The 13,355-nt window shown below is 37.6% G+C and carries 15 protein-coding genes and 1 tRNA gene; 6 read left to right on the forward strand and 10 right to left on the reverse strand.

Going from position 1 to position 13,355, the window contains the following annotated elements; genetic code table 11:
* Nucleotides 1-1,037: peptidoglycan-binding domain-containing protein (locus tag QZ143_RS02390; RefSeq protein WP_292880882.1), on the forward strand; the 1,037-nt coding region annotated here is incomplete at its 5' end.
* 19 nt (nucleotides 1,038-1,056) lie between these two features.
* Here QZ143_RS02390 and QZ143_RS02395 read toward each other — a convergent pair.
* On the reverse strand, nucleotides 1,057-1,830 hold the full coding sequence (locus QZ143_RS02395; RefSeq protein WP_342765205.1) for a TatD family hydrolase: 774 nt from the start codon (nucleotides 1,828-1,830) through the stop codon (nucleotides 1,057-1,059).
* Nucleotides 1,831-1,944: 114 nt separating this feature from the next.
* Between QZ143_RS02395 and QZ143_RS02400 the strand changes: the two genes are divergently transcribed.
* A complete protein-coding gene (locus tag QZ143_RS02400) occupies nucleotides 1,945-2,655 on the forward strand; it encodes a tRNA threonylcarbamoyladenosine dehydratase (protein ID WP_292607636.1) in 711 nt (236 codons plus the stop codon).
* 194 nt (nucleotides 2,656-2,849) lie between these two features.
* A complete protein-coding gene (locus QZ143_RS02405) occupies nucleotides 2,850-3,620 on the forward strand; it encodes a V4R domain-containing protein (RefSeq protein ID WP_292880889.1) in 771 nt (256 codons plus the stop codon).
* Here QZ143_RS02405 and cobI read toward each other — a convergent pair.
* Entirely contained in the window at nucleotides 3,617-4,321 is a 705-nt protein-coding gene (cobI, locus tag QZ143_RS02410; protein ID WP_292880892.1) for a precorrin-2 C(20)-methyltransferase, read from the reverse strand. The two genes, QZ143_RS02405 and cobI, sit on opposite strands and share 4 nt — an antisense overlap.
* 95 nt (nucleotides 4,322-4,416) lie before the next feature.
* Between cobI and QZ143_RS02415 the strand changes: the two genes are divergently transcribed.
* Nucleotides 4,417-6,246, forward strand: a complete 1,830-nt coding sequence (locus tag QZ143_RS02415) for an ATP-dependent DNA helicase (RefSeq protein WP_292607627.1) — start codon at nucleotides 4,417-4,419, stop codon at nucleotides 6,244-6,246.
* Nucleotide 6,247: 1 nt separating this feature from the next.
* Here QZ143_RS02415 and QZ143_RS02420 read toward each other — a convergent pair.
* From QZ143_RS02420 to hpt, 8 genes are all read right to left on the reverse strand, one after another.
* Nucleotides 6,248-6,321 (reverse strand) — tRNA-Arg (locus QZ143_RS02420).
* 26 nt (nucleotides 6,322-6,347) lie between these two features.
* Nucleotides 6,348-7,337, reverse strand: coding sequence for a DUF308 domain-containing protein (locus QZ143_RS02425; RefSeq protein ID WP_292607623.1), 990 nt, complete (start codon nucleotides 7,335-7,337; stop codon nucleotides 6,348-6,350).
* A gap of 9 nt (nucleotides 7,338-7,346) precedes the next feature.
* On the reverse strand, nucleotides 7,347-7,658 hold the full coding sequence (locus QZ143_RS02430) for a transcription factor S (RefSeq protein ID WP_292607620.1): 312 nt from the start codon (nucleotides 7,656-7,658) through the stop codon (nucleotides 7,347-7,349).
* A gap of 76 nt (nucleotides 7,659-7,734) precedes the next feature.
* Nucleotides 7,735-8,157: an NUDIX hydrolase gene (locus tag QZ143_RS02435; protein WP_292880896.1), complete on the reverse strand. Its 423-nt coding sequence runs from the start codon at nucleotides 8,155-8,157 to the stop codon at nucleotides 7,735-7,737.
* Between the two features lie 27 nt (nucleotides 8,158-8,184).
* Nucleotides 8,185-8,469, reverse strand: coding sequence for a DNA-directed RNA polymerase subunit L (locus QZ143_RS02440; protein ID WP_330048360.1), 285 nt, complete (start codon nucleotides 8,467-8,469; stop codon nucleotides 8,185-8,187).
* 11 nt (nucleotides 8,470-8,480) lie between these two features.
* Nucleotides 8,481-9,047 carry an exosome complex RNA-binding protein Csl4 gene (locus QZ143_RS02445; RefSeq protein WP_292880898.1) on the reverse strand — a complete coding sequence of 189 codons (567 nt, stop codon included), beginning with the start codon at nucleotides 9,045-9,047 and terminating at the stop codon, nucleotides 8,481-8,483.
* Between the two features lie 76 nt (nucleotides 9,048-9,123).
* Entirely contained in the window at nucleotides 9,124-10,128 is a 1,005-nt protein-coding gene (gene dph2, locus QZ143_RS02450; RefSeq protein ID WP_292607609.1) for a diphthamide biosynthesis enzyme Dph2, read from the reverse strand.
* A gap of 1 nt (nucleotide 10,129) precedes the next feature.
* Complete coding sequence (hpt, locus tag QZ143_RS02455) at nucleotides 10,130-10,699, reverse strand: hypoxanthine/guanine phosphoribosyltransferase (RefSeq protein WP_292607607.1); 570 nt, start codon at nucleotides 10,697-10,699, stop codon at nucleotides 10,130-10,132.
* A gap of 99 nt (nucleotides 10,700-10,798) precedes the next feature.
* Between hpt and QZ143_RS02460 the strand changes: the two genes are divergently transcribed.
* The gene (locus tag QZ143_RS02460; RefSeq protein WP_292880901.1) at nucleotides 10,799-12,148 is read left to right on the forward strand and encodes a signal recognition particle protein Srp54; all 1,350 of its coding nucleotides are present in this window, start codon (nucleotides 10,799-10,801) and stop codon (nucleotides 12,146-12,148) included.
* 1 nt (nucleotide 12,149) lies between these two features.
* Nucleotides 12,150-13,355, forward strand: coding sequence for a tRNA pseudouridine(54/55) synthase Pus10 (locus tag QZ143_RS02465; protein ID WP_292880903.1), 1,206 nt, complete (start codon nucleotides 12,150-12,152; stop codon nucleotides 13,353-13,355).

Here is a 13,355-nt window from a genome sequence, read left to right on the forward strand (position 1 = left end):
TCAACAAGGTAGACTCAACACTAACTGCCGGTGACATCACATTCGAATACGGATTGACCGGAACAACAACAGTGACATACACAGGAGCCACAGGATTCAATGCAACAGCCGAAAAAGGAAATGTCAAAATTGAAGGAAATGTAATAAGCGTTTCTGATTTAAATCCTGGATCATACGCTCTAAACATAACAACAGTGCCTGACACTAACCACAATGCGGTCAGCAAAAGCATCAGAGTTACAGTAAACAAGGCCAGCACAGAAATAACCGCACCAGGCATATTGACTGTATACAACATCAACAAATACCTGACAATAACCTTAAAAGACAACAAAAACAACACAATTGCAGGTGCAAACATAACAGTCAACATAAACGGTGAAAAGACATACACAACAAATCAAAACGGCCAGGTCAAGATAAACACCAAGACCCTGACACCAAAAATCTACAAAGTCGAAATTTCCTATGCAGGAAACGAGACACACAATGGAACACAGGCCACATCAAATATACTTTCCATAAAGGCAAAACCAATACTGACTGCAAAAAACAAGGTGTTCAAATCCACTACCAAAATCAAGAAATACAGTGTTTCACTCAAAAACAATCTGAAAGCTCCAATGAAGAAGGTTAAGGTCAGTTTGACAATCGGTAAAAAAACATACAATGCAAAAACAAACTCCAAAGGAATTGCTACATTCAAACTGACAAAACTGACAAAAACATCCAAGGCTACTGTAAAATATCTTGGAAACAAAAACTACTATGCAGCAAGCAAAAAAGTGAAACTGACAGTAAAAACAGTATTTAAAACAATATCCAAAGGAAGTAAAAACCACGCAATGGTTAAAAAAATTCAAAAGGCACTTATTAAAAAAGGATACTATAAATCATCTTCCGGCAAAGCTTATAAGGTCGATGGAAATTATGGGGATCTCACTGTAAAGGCAGTAAAACAATTCCAAAAGGCCAAAAAACTTAAAGTAACTGGAAAGGTTGACGAAAAAACAGCCAAAAAACTTGGAATAATTTAGTGTTGAATTGTCTCGGTCTTTAAAGGCCGGGGCAGTTCAATTTAAACATTTTTTTTGCATTTAGGGAAGTTGTTTTCACGACATCATCTTCAGCCATGTCCAACTCTTCAGCTATTTTTCTGATTATATATTTCAAGTTAAAAGGAGTATTCACCTCTCCCCGCTTTTCTTCGGGACTTAAATATGGGGAATCAGTTTCCAGAACGATATTGTCAATGCCAACTTTTTGTAGGGTCTTTCTAACTTTTTTGTTGTTTTTGTGGGTAACCGGTCCGCCTATTCCAATGTTAAATCCTATCTTGACGAATTCCTTTGCCATTTCGGCTGAACCCTGATAGCAGTGCATTGATCCCACAACGTCATGGCTTTTCAGGATGTCGAATGTGTCCTGCATTGATTTTCTTGAATGCACAATCACGGGAAGGCCGTGCTTTTCTGACAGCTCCAGCATTTTTTCAAAGAGTTCCTTCTGTTTTTCCTTGTTTTCTTTGGTGTGGTAATAGTCGATGCCTATCTCTCCCACTGCAACCACATTATTGTTTTCAAGCTGCTTGTCCAATAATGTGATGTCTTCATCACTCACTTCATCTGCAAATGGGTATAGGTATCCCAAGGCGGCATGGACATTGTCATATCTGGAAGACAGTTCCAGTACCTCGATGTTGCTTTGGGGATCGGTACCGTTCAATATTAGTTGGATGTCATTTTCTGCAGCTTGCCTTATTATTTCATCTGCATCTTCCATTTCACTATCATAAATATGGCAGTGTGTGTCTATTATCATTAATATCATCACTTAAAAATGTTGTTTAATCAATCGAATCTATAAAATTATTTGGGCATTAACTTTTTATTGTTTTATTATATAATTAGTTATATATCTTAATTAATTTTTGGTGACTTTTATATGGAAGGGAAGTTTTCAAGAACAGAAATGTTAATTGGAAATGATGGAATGGAAAAATTGGCCAATGCAAAGGTTGCAGTTTTCGGCATTGGTGGCGTCGGATCTTTTGTCTGTGAAGGACTTGCCCGAAGCGGAGTGGGCAACTTTGTTTTGGTGGACTTTGACAAGATTGATGAAAGCAACATCAACAGGCAGCTAATTGCAACAACAAAAACAATCGGCAAATATAAGGTTGACCTGATGAAGGAGAGGATTTTGGACATAAATCCCGATGCCAATGTTGAAACCTACAAGGAATTCTACATGGATGACTGTGAGCTGGACATCATCACAAAAGATTTGTCATATGCCGTTGACTGTGTGGATACGATAATGGCCAAGATTGCAATCATATGTGCCTGCGATGAGATTGGCGTTCCTGTAATGTCTTCAATGGGAACCGGAAACAAGCTTGACCCGACAATGTTTGAGGTTGCCGACATATATGAGACTTCAGTCTGTCCCCTTGCAAGGATAATGAAAAAGGACATGAGAAAGAGAAATATCGAGAAACTGAAAGTGGTATATTCGAAGGAACATGCAATAAACACAAATGACTGTCCTATAAATCATGACCGAAAGTTTAAGGTGAAAGGCAGCGTTTCATTTGTGCCTTCAGTTGCAGGTTTGATGATTGCCGGTGAAGTGATAAAGGATATTGCAGGGGTCTGATTTTTTCAATATGTCCTGATAAGTGAACTATTTTATTTTGTTTTAAGCGAACAGTTCGTATTATTTCACTGATTTGATTCAAAACTGTTCAATATTTGCTTAAATTTGTTGAATAACCTTCTTATTATTCCGTTTTAGATATATTTATTAACTGATAATTTAAAATATAACTGTATAAAATTCGGAGTTCCAAAATGAAAGAACAAAAACCTATCCAAATTTTCTCCAACTTGAATGATGATGTTGGGGTAAACGTAATCAAAAGTCCAGTAAAACTCACTATTTTGGAAATGCTTAGAGATAGTGACATGGAATTTGAAGAGATTGTTAACAATACTGGTAAATCAAAATCAACCGTTTCAGTTCACTTAAAAAGCTTAAGAGAAAGTGGAGTAATATCTTACAGGGTACATCCTGTAGATAACAGAAAAAAGATTTTCTATCTCAATTCAAAATACATAGGTTCCGTCAACTATACCGAGCCAAAGGAAATCAAGGAAACCCAGACAGATTATCTTGTTGAAAATCTTATAAATGAGGATGCCGAGTTTTCAACATTGCTCTTTCATACCCTAAAATCAATGCTTATACAGGAAGGAATTAACATTGACCCTATTATGCAATCCACAGGAAACCGCATAGGCAATTCCCTTTTCGATAAATTATATGATGAGGATTTGGAGGTTTTCATGGACAACATTGCGGAATTCTGGGATGCCAAAGGTTTAGGTAGAATTTCATTTAAAATTGGTCAAATAATTAAAATAACAACCTATGACTGTTTTGAATGCCAATTGCTTCCAAGAACAGGTAAGCCTGCATGCTTTTTAGACACAGGAATTTTAGAAGCATTGTTCTCACAATACTTCAAAATGCCCGTCAGCGTAATAGAAATCCAATGCTACACCATGGGTGATGGAAAATGTGTCTTTGAGGTCGAGCCTCTTCCGATTAAAAACTATTAGTCATCACCGAATTTAATTATTGTTGTTGTAAGATAAGGCTTTTCATTTGAAAATCCTTCAATTATTTTTTCGTTTTCTCTTGTACAGTTTTCAACTGAATAGATTTCTTTAGGTCTGTTTTTCTCTTCGATTGTATTTTCCAGTTTTGAAGTATTTCTTGATGCTTTCATAAGCACGATTGAGTCGCTGTAATCCAATACCTCTTCAAGCCTATCGTCTATTTTAGGCACGATTGTTAAAATGTCGTTCTGTTCCACAAGAGCTTCGTTACGTGCTGCAGCACACGCTGTAAATGAAGTAATTCCAGGTATTGTTTCGATTTCGTATCTTCCAATAAGTTTCTTTTGAACGTATGAGTATGTGCTGAATATTGAACTGTCTCCAAGGGTTATGAAAGCTACATCCCTTCCGCTGTCAAGGTATTGGGCAATCATTTCAGAAGCGCTTGTCCAGACTTTTTCAAGCTCTTTTTTGTCTTCAATCATTGGAAATATTGGTTCAACAAGCATGAGTCTTTTGTAATCTTTTCTTTTTTCAAGAACCGGTCTGACAATTGACAGTGCAATGCTTTCTTTTTCCTTTGATGATTTTGGTGAGAAAACTACAGGCACTGTTTCCAAAACCTTTGCCGCTTTCAGGGTAAGCAATTCAGTATCTCCAGGTCCAACACCAATTCCAATCAATTTTCCTTTTTTTGCCATATAATCACTCTAGTTAAGAATTATTAAATCTGATATTATTTTTTCAAATATGATTTCTATAATTTATTTATAGTATATCAACTAATATAATGTTAATGTCTAATTCTATGTTTTGTCCAAATTGCGGTATGCTTAAAAGTAATTGTACCTGTAAAACAAGTCGTAAAAATAAATCAGAGGGTCCTACTAACCTGTTTAGTTTTTCCAAAAAAAGAACATCTTCTATTTTGGATGATGAGATTCCTGAAGTCTATTCGGTTGATGACCATAAGCTTGATGAAGGAACATCAGCATATCTCAAGGAACTCAATCCTAATATCGACGATATAATAATAGAAAATTTTCCCTTTGAACAGCCTAGGCTGGGCCAGCTTGAAATAATTCAGGATATCTACGATGCAATAAGAAAAGGGTACAAATATATTGTTCTTGAGGCAGGAACAGGTACCGGAAAATCTGCAATTGCAACCACACTTGCCAAAATGTATGAATCAGCATACATCCTGACAATGACAAAGCAGCTGCAGTCACAGTATTCCAGCGAATTCGATTTTCCTCTGGTAAAGGGAAGGGGAAATTTCGCCTGTCTTAATGACAATCTCGAGACTACCTGCGATATGGGAACATGCAAGACAACACCAAATTCAAGCAACTTCTTCTGTCAGTATGGAGTTGCCAAAAACCCGACACTTGATGCGGAACTGGCATTTGAGGATTCATTTGGAGGATCTGTATTTTATCAGTCCGGAAGCCATTGCCATTATTGGAACCAAAAGGCCAATGCAATCAATTCTCCAATAACCCTGATGAACTATGACTATGCGATAATGGAGCTTAACTATGTAAAGCACTTCGGCACAAGGTCACTTCTGATTCTTGACGAAGCACACAACATCGAAAACAAGCTCATGGCAACAATGGAAGTTACATTGTACAACAGAACCCTTGAAAAGGACATTAACAAAGCCATATCCAAGGAAACATTGAAAGATGGTGAACTGGAAGATTGGAAAATGGAAATTGAAGCTATCGGCGACAGCTATGAAGACATTGACCTGAAGGAAGTCACCAAAAACAAGGCCGACAGAATCCGCTCAACAATTTCCAGGCTTAAAACCCTGAGAAACAACCTTGAAAAGGAGCCTAAAAACTGGGTCATCGACACAGATGAATTCGGAGTTACATTCAAGCCGTTGAGGGTTCACCACTATGCCAAGGATAACCTGTTGAAATATGGGGATGTAGTCATCTTCATGAGCGCTACAATCCTTTCCCACAAGATGTTTTCAAAATGGCTGGGCTTGAATCCTGCTGAAGTCTATCACATCAAGGTGGACAGTCCTTTCACAAAGGAAAAAAGGCCTATCATTCTTGATTTGGCAGGAAAGATGTCTGCAAACAGAATCAAGAACACCGCTCCAAAGACAATTCCGATTCTGCAGGAAATCCTCAAAAAGCATGAGGGCGACAAGGGTCTTATTCACACCCACAGCTACAAATGCCAGCAGTACATTACCCGCAACCTTAACAACTCACGTCTGATTTCCCATACATCACAAAACAGGGAACAGATATTGAATTTCTTTGAAAAGGATGAAAATCCGTTGGTTCTCATTTCACCGTCAATGAGTGAAGGAGTCGATTTGCCTTACGACAAGTGCAGATTCCAGGTAATCTACAAGATTCCTTTCCCGTATCTTGGAGACAAGCAGGTCAACATGAGAATGAAAAGGGATAAAAAATGGTATGCGTATAAAACGGTAATGACCCTTATGCAGGCTTACGGCCGTGGAATGAGAGCTGAAGACGATTCATGTTATACATACATTATCGACAGCGACATCAACATGCTCTTTAAAAGTCCGATGTACAGATCACTGATTCCTGACTTTTTCAAGGAAGCAGTTGTTCGCGTAAAAAAATGAGCGGACCTGGAGGGATTTGAACCCCCGATCTCAGGATCCGAAGTCCTGCGTCATTCCTGACTAGACCACAGGCCCTAAAAAAATAATAAAAGATAAAAAATTTATTCTTTTTTACCTTCTTCTTTAGAATCAACAGATATTATAGGAATGTCCTCAATACCCTCAACTTCAGCAAAAATATCATCAATAGTTTCGTTTTCAAGTTTAACTTGTTCGTATTCTATCTCTTCGATTTCCTCACTTGTCAAACCTTTTCTTTCAGGTGGTTTTTCACGAGCAGGTGGAATATCATCGATATTTTCTTGAGGTGTGGTTTTTTTAGGTTTAGAATCAGATTTTGTTTTTTTGAAAGTATTTTTTAATTCGCCGAAATTGAATTCGCCTATCTTGAAGGAATCCTTATCCAATGGAATGTTGCTTTTCGGAAGGATATTTTGATCCTTTTCTTCCATTTTTTCAGCAGGGGTATCATTTTCATTATCTAATGAGTCAATACTCTTTGAAATATCTTCCAATGGGTTTCTCATTCCAATTACTTTGTATATTCCATAAATTAATAATACTAATCCGCATACGATAAATATTACTGTAATAAAACTATTTTCTCCTGAAATAACATTGTCCACAATTCTATCACTGCGTGAACTGAAAGTAATTGCGCCCAATACGATTAAAATTAATCCTAAAATGGTGCTCACTACACCTATAATTGGGGTTCTGCCTATTTTGGCATTAAGAACATTGTCAAAGTTTTCACTGATTTCTCCTGTGATGACTTCATTATCATCATTCAAATCGATATCTTCCTCATTCAAACCATTATCACTTTCTTTTGGTGTTTTAATTAGGAACTCATCATCGATTGGATTTTCTTCTAAATTAACAGCATTTTTGGTATCCTCATCGGGATGATAGATGAATTCGTCATCAATTTCCAAATCCCCATAACCTTCTCTGTCTTCATTAAGGTATCTGATTAATTCTTTATCTTCTTCGATATCGTCATAACTTGTGTCTTCATCTTCATTGACATTATTGATCATATCCTTGAGATTGGAAATTCTATGCTCTTTATCTTTAGAATCTTTCATAAAAAAACCTCAGTCGTATGCTCTCCAAGTATGTTTACATTTGGCACAAGTAAAAATACGTGTAGGTGCTTCATCAGCACTACGGGTTTGTAATAATTTGTATGTAGCTTTATCATGTCCACATTCTGGACAGGTTTCGTTTGTGATAGGACCAACGTCTACGTCTTCACCGAGCATTTTGACATTATCGCTTTCCTTAATGTCCTCAGAAACCTCATATTCGTTGTTGTCTGAGAGGTTTTTTTCATGCCCGCATGAATTGCATTTTAGTATACCGTCTTTTGGAAGTAACATTGCTCCACATTCTGGACAAAATTCCATTTAACTCCTCCATTATATATCTATTAATCTTCCTTATATCTTGTAATATTTTTTTTAATATATTTAAATATATACCTTAAAAAGTGGTTTTGACCTTTTTTAAACAGTCTCTTATTATTTTATCATGGTCAAATGCAATATTGATTTCATCTAATTTTTCGGCTGAAAAAATCTTCACTTCCTTTGCATCGGTGTCGGCTTTCATCTTGCTCATGTCTCCGGTGGCGGTGAAAGCTACTGTTATTGTGTGACCTCTTGGATCTCTGTCGGGGTCAGAATAAACACCAACCAAGTCTTTCAGTGTTACATCAATATTTGTTTCCTCTTTTGCTTCTCTTATGGCGCCGTTTTCAACACTTTCGCCATATTCAACAAAACCTCCAGGCAATGCCCAGTAATCCCTAAATGGATTGTTTTTTCTTTTAACCAGTATGAAGTTAATCTCTTCGTCAAAAATAAAAATATCGGCAGTGACTGAAGGAGTCTTATATTCTGTCATTAAATCACAATAAAAAAAATAATGAAGCTATAAAGCTTCGTCAATGAGTTTTTTGAATTCAGCACTTTCTTTTTGAAGTTCTTCTGCTGCTTTTTTCAATACGATTCTTGGTCTTTTTCCCCTTTTTGTCTTGATGGTCATTTCAGGTTTTCCAGTGAGGGGGTGATCGATATTGTAAACAGCATATTCGACGTCTGGGTCTTGCATTAGAATGTGTCTGAGTGCATTGAAAACACCATGACTTTCATTTTCTACTCTAAATGTTAATTCTAATGTTTTTTCTTCAATAATTTTAAAATTCTCATCCATTATATCAACCTTAATTAATTAACGTAGTTTTTAGATATTTTTCTTTTTTCTTTTTTGTTACAAGTATTGCATTGGAGTTCGTTTTGTTTTTTTGTAGTGTGCATATAATCTCTGCAGCGTGTACACATAGCTTTTAAAACTCCACAGTCATCATCAACAGTGCCCAAATCAACATTGTCTCCAGTAATTTTCACTACTTTAGCCTGGACTATGTCTCCTATTCTAAAAGCATCAGACAATTTTTCCAAATAATCTTTTTTTGCCTGTGAAATGTGAATGGCACCCATATACGGTAATGCTAATGGTCTTGCATTGTCTTTTATGCAATCAATTTTTACATTAGCTCTTTGAGGTTTAATGTCGGTTATCTGTCCGTAGACTACATCTCCGACTTTCAATAAAGCCGGTTTTGCATCTGATTCAACGGATATAACCTTCATTTTTTGATTAATTTTAACGTTACCAAGTACTGATGATTTAATCTCTCCATTGTCATCGTAAGTACCTTCTCCCGGCAAATACTGTTCGATGATTCCTAATTTATCGCCAGGCATTACAATTTGTTCCTCTTCTATACTCATATTAAAATCACCAAAATAAAGATTTAATAAAAAATTTTTATTTAATATAATAATTTTATTGATATTACTATTTAAATCATTGGTATCGTTCATGGAATAATATTTCGTCTAATTGATAATTTTCCCATTCCCTTTTATTCAATACAATTTCCAACTCCTGTGGAGTAAGCAAAGGTTTTTTATACATTTGAGAATCGTCAATAGCTATTCTTGGGCATGCGCTGACGACAAATGCATCCAATTCCAGATATGGCAAAAGCACATCCGGATTCACATTGTCCACCAGAATGATGTAGGCTTCCATTCCATTTTCTTCAAGAAGCTTTTTTGTTTCCTTTGCAAGCTTCATCCTGTATTGGCCTTCCTTGGAGGATACGATAATTCCCCATTTCTCAGCACTTCTTGCCTTTGTTATTCTTGCAAATCTGATTCTCAATATTCTGTCAGCGTATTCATCCATTCGTCTAAGCTCATTGTTGTACGGATCCAATGCAAGAACAGGAGTGTTTGAAAAGAGGTTGATTCCTAGAGGGTGGAAGTTTCCGCTTCCTATAAACAGGAATATCTCAGCATCCAAATCCTTGATTGACGAGAAGTTGCATCCCAGAACCTGTCCCTTTCTGGTTGACTTTGATGAGCCGAGAACAACTTCCTTGCCGTTGTCCTCCAGATAATCCCTGATTTCATTTAAAAGGTGCAGGTGCTGTGTTGTGGTTACCAACGCTACTTTCGAATAGTCCTTCAAGGCATCCAGGCATTTTTCCAAATCCTTCTTGAGGTCTATCTTTGCAAAGGCTTCAACAAAAATTGTGGGAACCTCATACTTCAGCGGAAGAGGAGTGTGGCCGTAATGGACTATCAAATCTACAGATCCCTTCATCTTATAGTCGCTGACGTCACATGCTCCAAAGCATGGGTCACCTGAGATTATGACTGTTGCATCAGTTTCGGATTCAATCTTTCGTGCAATCTTGATTGCCTGCATCTTAAGACCTTCCGGAAACTGGAGGCCTACATTTTTCGCATCCTTGGAGTTGATCTTGCTGATTACCCTGTCCAGGTCCATGTTGTACATTGACATTTTAATCTTCAATTGTGCTTTCGATAACAACTTTGCCGTCAATGACGTCAAGCTTTACAAGTGACAGTACATCTCTGCCGGTTTCCTTTTTAACTATTTCCTTGCCTTCTCCCTTGTCGATTATGGCTACCACGGATTTCAAATCAAGGCCCATATCCTCAAGGGTTCTAATAAGTGCCACCATTGTTCCGCCGGTACTTACCACATCATCGATGAGCAGTATCTTCTCGCCTTCGTGCAGGTCATTTACATAAAGGTTTGATGAGCCGTAACCGGTTTTTTGATAAACTTCCTTTTCACCCGGAAGGCCGTATTGCCTTTTTCTAATCACTACAAAAGGGATGTCGGTTGCAAGGGATAATGCGGTAGCCAAATGGATTCCCATTGCTTCAACAGCAACTATTTTATCCACATCTAAATCAGCATACTTATGAACTGCCAATGCCAATTCTCTAAGCATTAAAGGGTTCATTGCAGGTACTCCATCACTTATAGGATTAACAAAATAATTGTATTCACCTTTCTTCACGATTGGTGAGGATTCTAATGATTTTTTTACTTCTTCTAACATTGTATCACACAAAAATTATAAAACATTTATTAGATATAAATATAACTTAATACAATTATATAATTTTGCTAATATAAAATATTATTAAGAGTGATTAAAATGGCAATGCTCGGAAGTTTAGGTGAAAATCTTACTAATACGATGAAAAAATTAGTAGGGATGTCTGTCATTGATAAAAAGACAATTAAAGAAGTTGTAAAAGATATACAACGTGCCTTAATTCAATCTGACGTTAACATTAAACTAGTTTTAGAATTATCAAAAAAAATCGAATCAAGAGCTCTTGAAGAGGAACCTCCAAAGGGTATCACTCCAAGAGAACATGTTATAACTATCATTTATGAAGAGATGGTAAACCTGCTTGGAAGCGAAGCTGCAGGTTTGGATATCAACGAAAAGCCATACAAAATTCTATTTTTAGGGCTTCAGGGTTCCGGTAAAACTACCACCATCGGTAAATTATGCAGATACCTTCAAAAAAAGGGTTTCAATCCTGCCGTTGTCTGTACAGACACATGGAGGCCTGCAGCATATGAACAGTTAAAACAGCTCACAGAAGAGATGGACGTTCCGCTATATGGAGACCCGAACAATAAGGATGCGCTTGACCTGGCCAAAAAAGGTCTGCAGGAATTCAAAAACAGAAAGGTCATCATTTTCGATACTGCAGGTAGGCACAAGAATGAGGAAGACCTTATTGCAGAGATGGATGAGCTGGACAATATCATCAATCCTACCGAAGCTATCCTCGTTATCGACGGAACAATCGGTCAGCAGGCCGGTGAACAGGCAAGAGCGTTTTCACAGGCAACCGACATCGGTTCAATCATAATTACCAAACTTGACGGTTCAGCCAAAGGAGGGGGTGCAATGTCTGCAGTTGCAGAAACAGGAGCTCCTATCAAGTTCATCGGTACAGGTGAGAGAATCGATGACTTTGAACTATTTGACCCTCAAAGGTTCATTTCAAGACTCCTCGGTATGGGGGATATCCAGTCCCTTATAGAAAAGGCTGAAGAAAACATCGACGAGGACATTGCAGAAAAGACCATGAACAACATGCTCACAGGTAAATTCACCCTGATGGACATGAAAAACCAGTTTGAGATGATGAACAAGATGGGTCCGATGCAGCAGGTGCTCAACATGATTCCTGGTATGGGAAACAAGATTTCCAAGGAAGCCTCCAAGATGACTGAAGACAAGATTGACTCCTATAAAATCATGATGTCTTCAATGACCGAAGAGGAAATGCTAAATCCGAAAATCATCAAGCAGTCACGTATTCAAAGAATCGCCAGAGGTTCAGGTGTTGATGAAACTGAAGTAAAAGAGCTTTTGAAATATTACAACAACACCAAAAAGACCATGAAGGGAATAGGAAAACGCAGCGGTCGTTTAGGTGGCGGTGCAATGAACCGTATGATGGGACAATTCATGAACAGATAACATGTTGGAATTAGCTAAACAGATTTTGGATGAATGCGACGGCAAAATCTGCAAAAATTGTCTTGGCCGCAAACTGTCCAAAACAGTCGAGGGTTCAAACAATATGGAAAGGGCAGACAAGGTCTGCAATGAACTTGGAATCACTCTGGACGGAGAATGTATAGTTTGCGACAACCTCTTTGACAAGCTCAACGACGATTTATATAAAAAGATTGACGATAAGATCAATCAGCTGGGAGTTGAGTTCGACACATTTCTGGTAGGTTCAAAAATCAGCAAGGACATTCAAAAGAGGGATGAGGAACTGTCAGAAAAATTCGATTTGAACGTTGAAACCATAAAAAAGGAAGTTAACAGGCTAATCGGTCTTGGAATTTGGGAAATATATGGCAAGGAAGCAGAATTCGAAAGCCAGGACATTGTCTTTAACGTTGATTTAATCAAAGAGCCAAAGGTAAGAATCCAAATCAATCCGTTGTATGTTGAAGGAAAGTACAACAAATGGAAACGTGGAATACCTCAGACAAAATGGCCATGCACAAAATGCAAGGGAAGAGGATGTGAAGAGTGCAATTTCACAGGCAAGCAATATCCCGAGTCAGTTGAAGAACTGATTTCCGAGCACTTTTTAAAACTGACAAAAGGAAGGGAAGCAAAATTCCATGGTGCAGGCCGTGAAGACATTGACGTTTTGATGTTGGGTTCCGGAAGACCATTTGTTTTGGAAATCAAGGAACCGAAGATAAGAAAACTTGATTTGCCAACACTCGAAGAGGAAATCAATAGGATTAATGAGGGAAAAACCTCATATCACAATCTCCATGTCTGCGAGAGAAGAAGAAAAGCGGAAATAAAGCAATCCTCTCCAGACACTTATAAGGTTTATAATGCACTTGTCAAATGTGACGGTGCCTTTGATATAAATAAGCTTGATGAGCTGACAGAATTAAATGAAATTCATCAGCAGACTCCGGTGAGGGTTTTAAGGCGTCGTGCCGATAAGGTGCGCATAAAGCATGTGTTAGACCTTTCATGTGAAGTCATTGACGATTATTCATTCAACATGAAAATCAAAACCGAAGGTGGTTTGTATATCAAGGAACTGATTTCCGGTGATGATGGAAGAAGCCAGCCAAATGTCAGTGATATTTTAGGTGTTAAGGCAATCTGTGAGAAATTGGATGTAATTGAAGTAAGCGAGAAGTAG

It is taken from the genome of Methanobrevibacter sp. UBA188 (assembly GCF_905234905.1).
Classification (GTDB): domain Archaea; phylum Methanobacteriota; class Methanobacteria; order Methanobacteriales; family Methanobacteriaceae; genus Methanocatella.

What these genes read in the sequence shown, in the direction of transcription:
- QZ143_RS02465 (WP_292880903.1), top strand. Translation starts at nt 12,150, where the DNA reads ATGTTGGAATTAGCTAAACAGATTTTGGATGAATGCGACGGCAAAATC.
- QZ143_RS02460 (WP_292880901.1), top strand. Translation starts at nt 10,799, where the DNA reads ATGGCAATGCTCGGAAGTTTAGGTGAAAATCTTACTAATACGATGAAA.
- QZ143_RS02405 (WP_292880889.1), top strand. Translation starts at nt 2,850, where the DNA reads ATGAAAGAACAAAAACCTATCCAAATTTTCTCCAACTTGAATGATGAT.
- QZ143_RS02400 (WP_292607636.1), top strand. Translation starts at nt 1,945, where the DNA reads ATGGAAGGGAAGTTTTCAAGAACAGAAATGTTAATTGGAAATGATGGA.
- dph2 (WP_292607609.1), bottom strand. Translation starts at nt 10,128, where the DNA reads ATGTCAATGTACAACATGGACCTGGACAGGGTAATCAGCAAGATCAAC.
- cobI (WP_292880892.1), bottom strand. Translation starts at nt 4,321, where the DNA reads ATGGCAAAAAAAGGAAAATTGATTGGAATTGGTGTTGGACCTGGAGAT.
- QZ143_RS02425 (WP_292607623.1), bottom strand. Translation starts at nt 7,337, where the DNA reads ATGAAAGATTCTAAAGATAAAGAGCATAGAATTTCCAATCTCAAGGAT.
- QZ143_RS02415 (WP_292607627.1), top strand. Translation starts at nt 4,417, where the DNA reads ATGTCTAATTCTATGTTTTGTCCAAATTGCGGTATGCTTAAAAGTAAT.
- hpt (WP_292607607.1), bottom strand. Translation starts at nt 10,699, where the DNA reads ATGTTAGAAGAAGTAAAAAAATCATTAGAATCCTCACCAATCGTGAAG.
- QZ143_RS02435 (WP_292880896.1), bottom strand. Translation starts at nt 8,157, where the DNA reads ATGACAGAATATAAGACTCCTTCAGTCACTGCCGATATTTTTATTTTT.
- QZ143_RS02445 (WP_292880898.1), bottom strand. Translation starts at nt 9,047, where the DNA reads ATGAGTATAGAAGAGGAACAAATTGTAATGCCTGGCGATAAATTAGGA.
- QZ143_RS02430 (WP_292607620.1), bottom strand. Translation starts at nt 7,658, where the DNA reads ATGGAATTTTGTCCAGAATGTGGAGCAATGTTACTTCCAAAAGACGGT.
- QZ143_RS02395 (WP_342765205.1), bottom strand. Translation starts at nt 1,830, where the DNA reads ATGATATTAATGATAATAGACACACACTGCCATATTTATGATAGTGAA.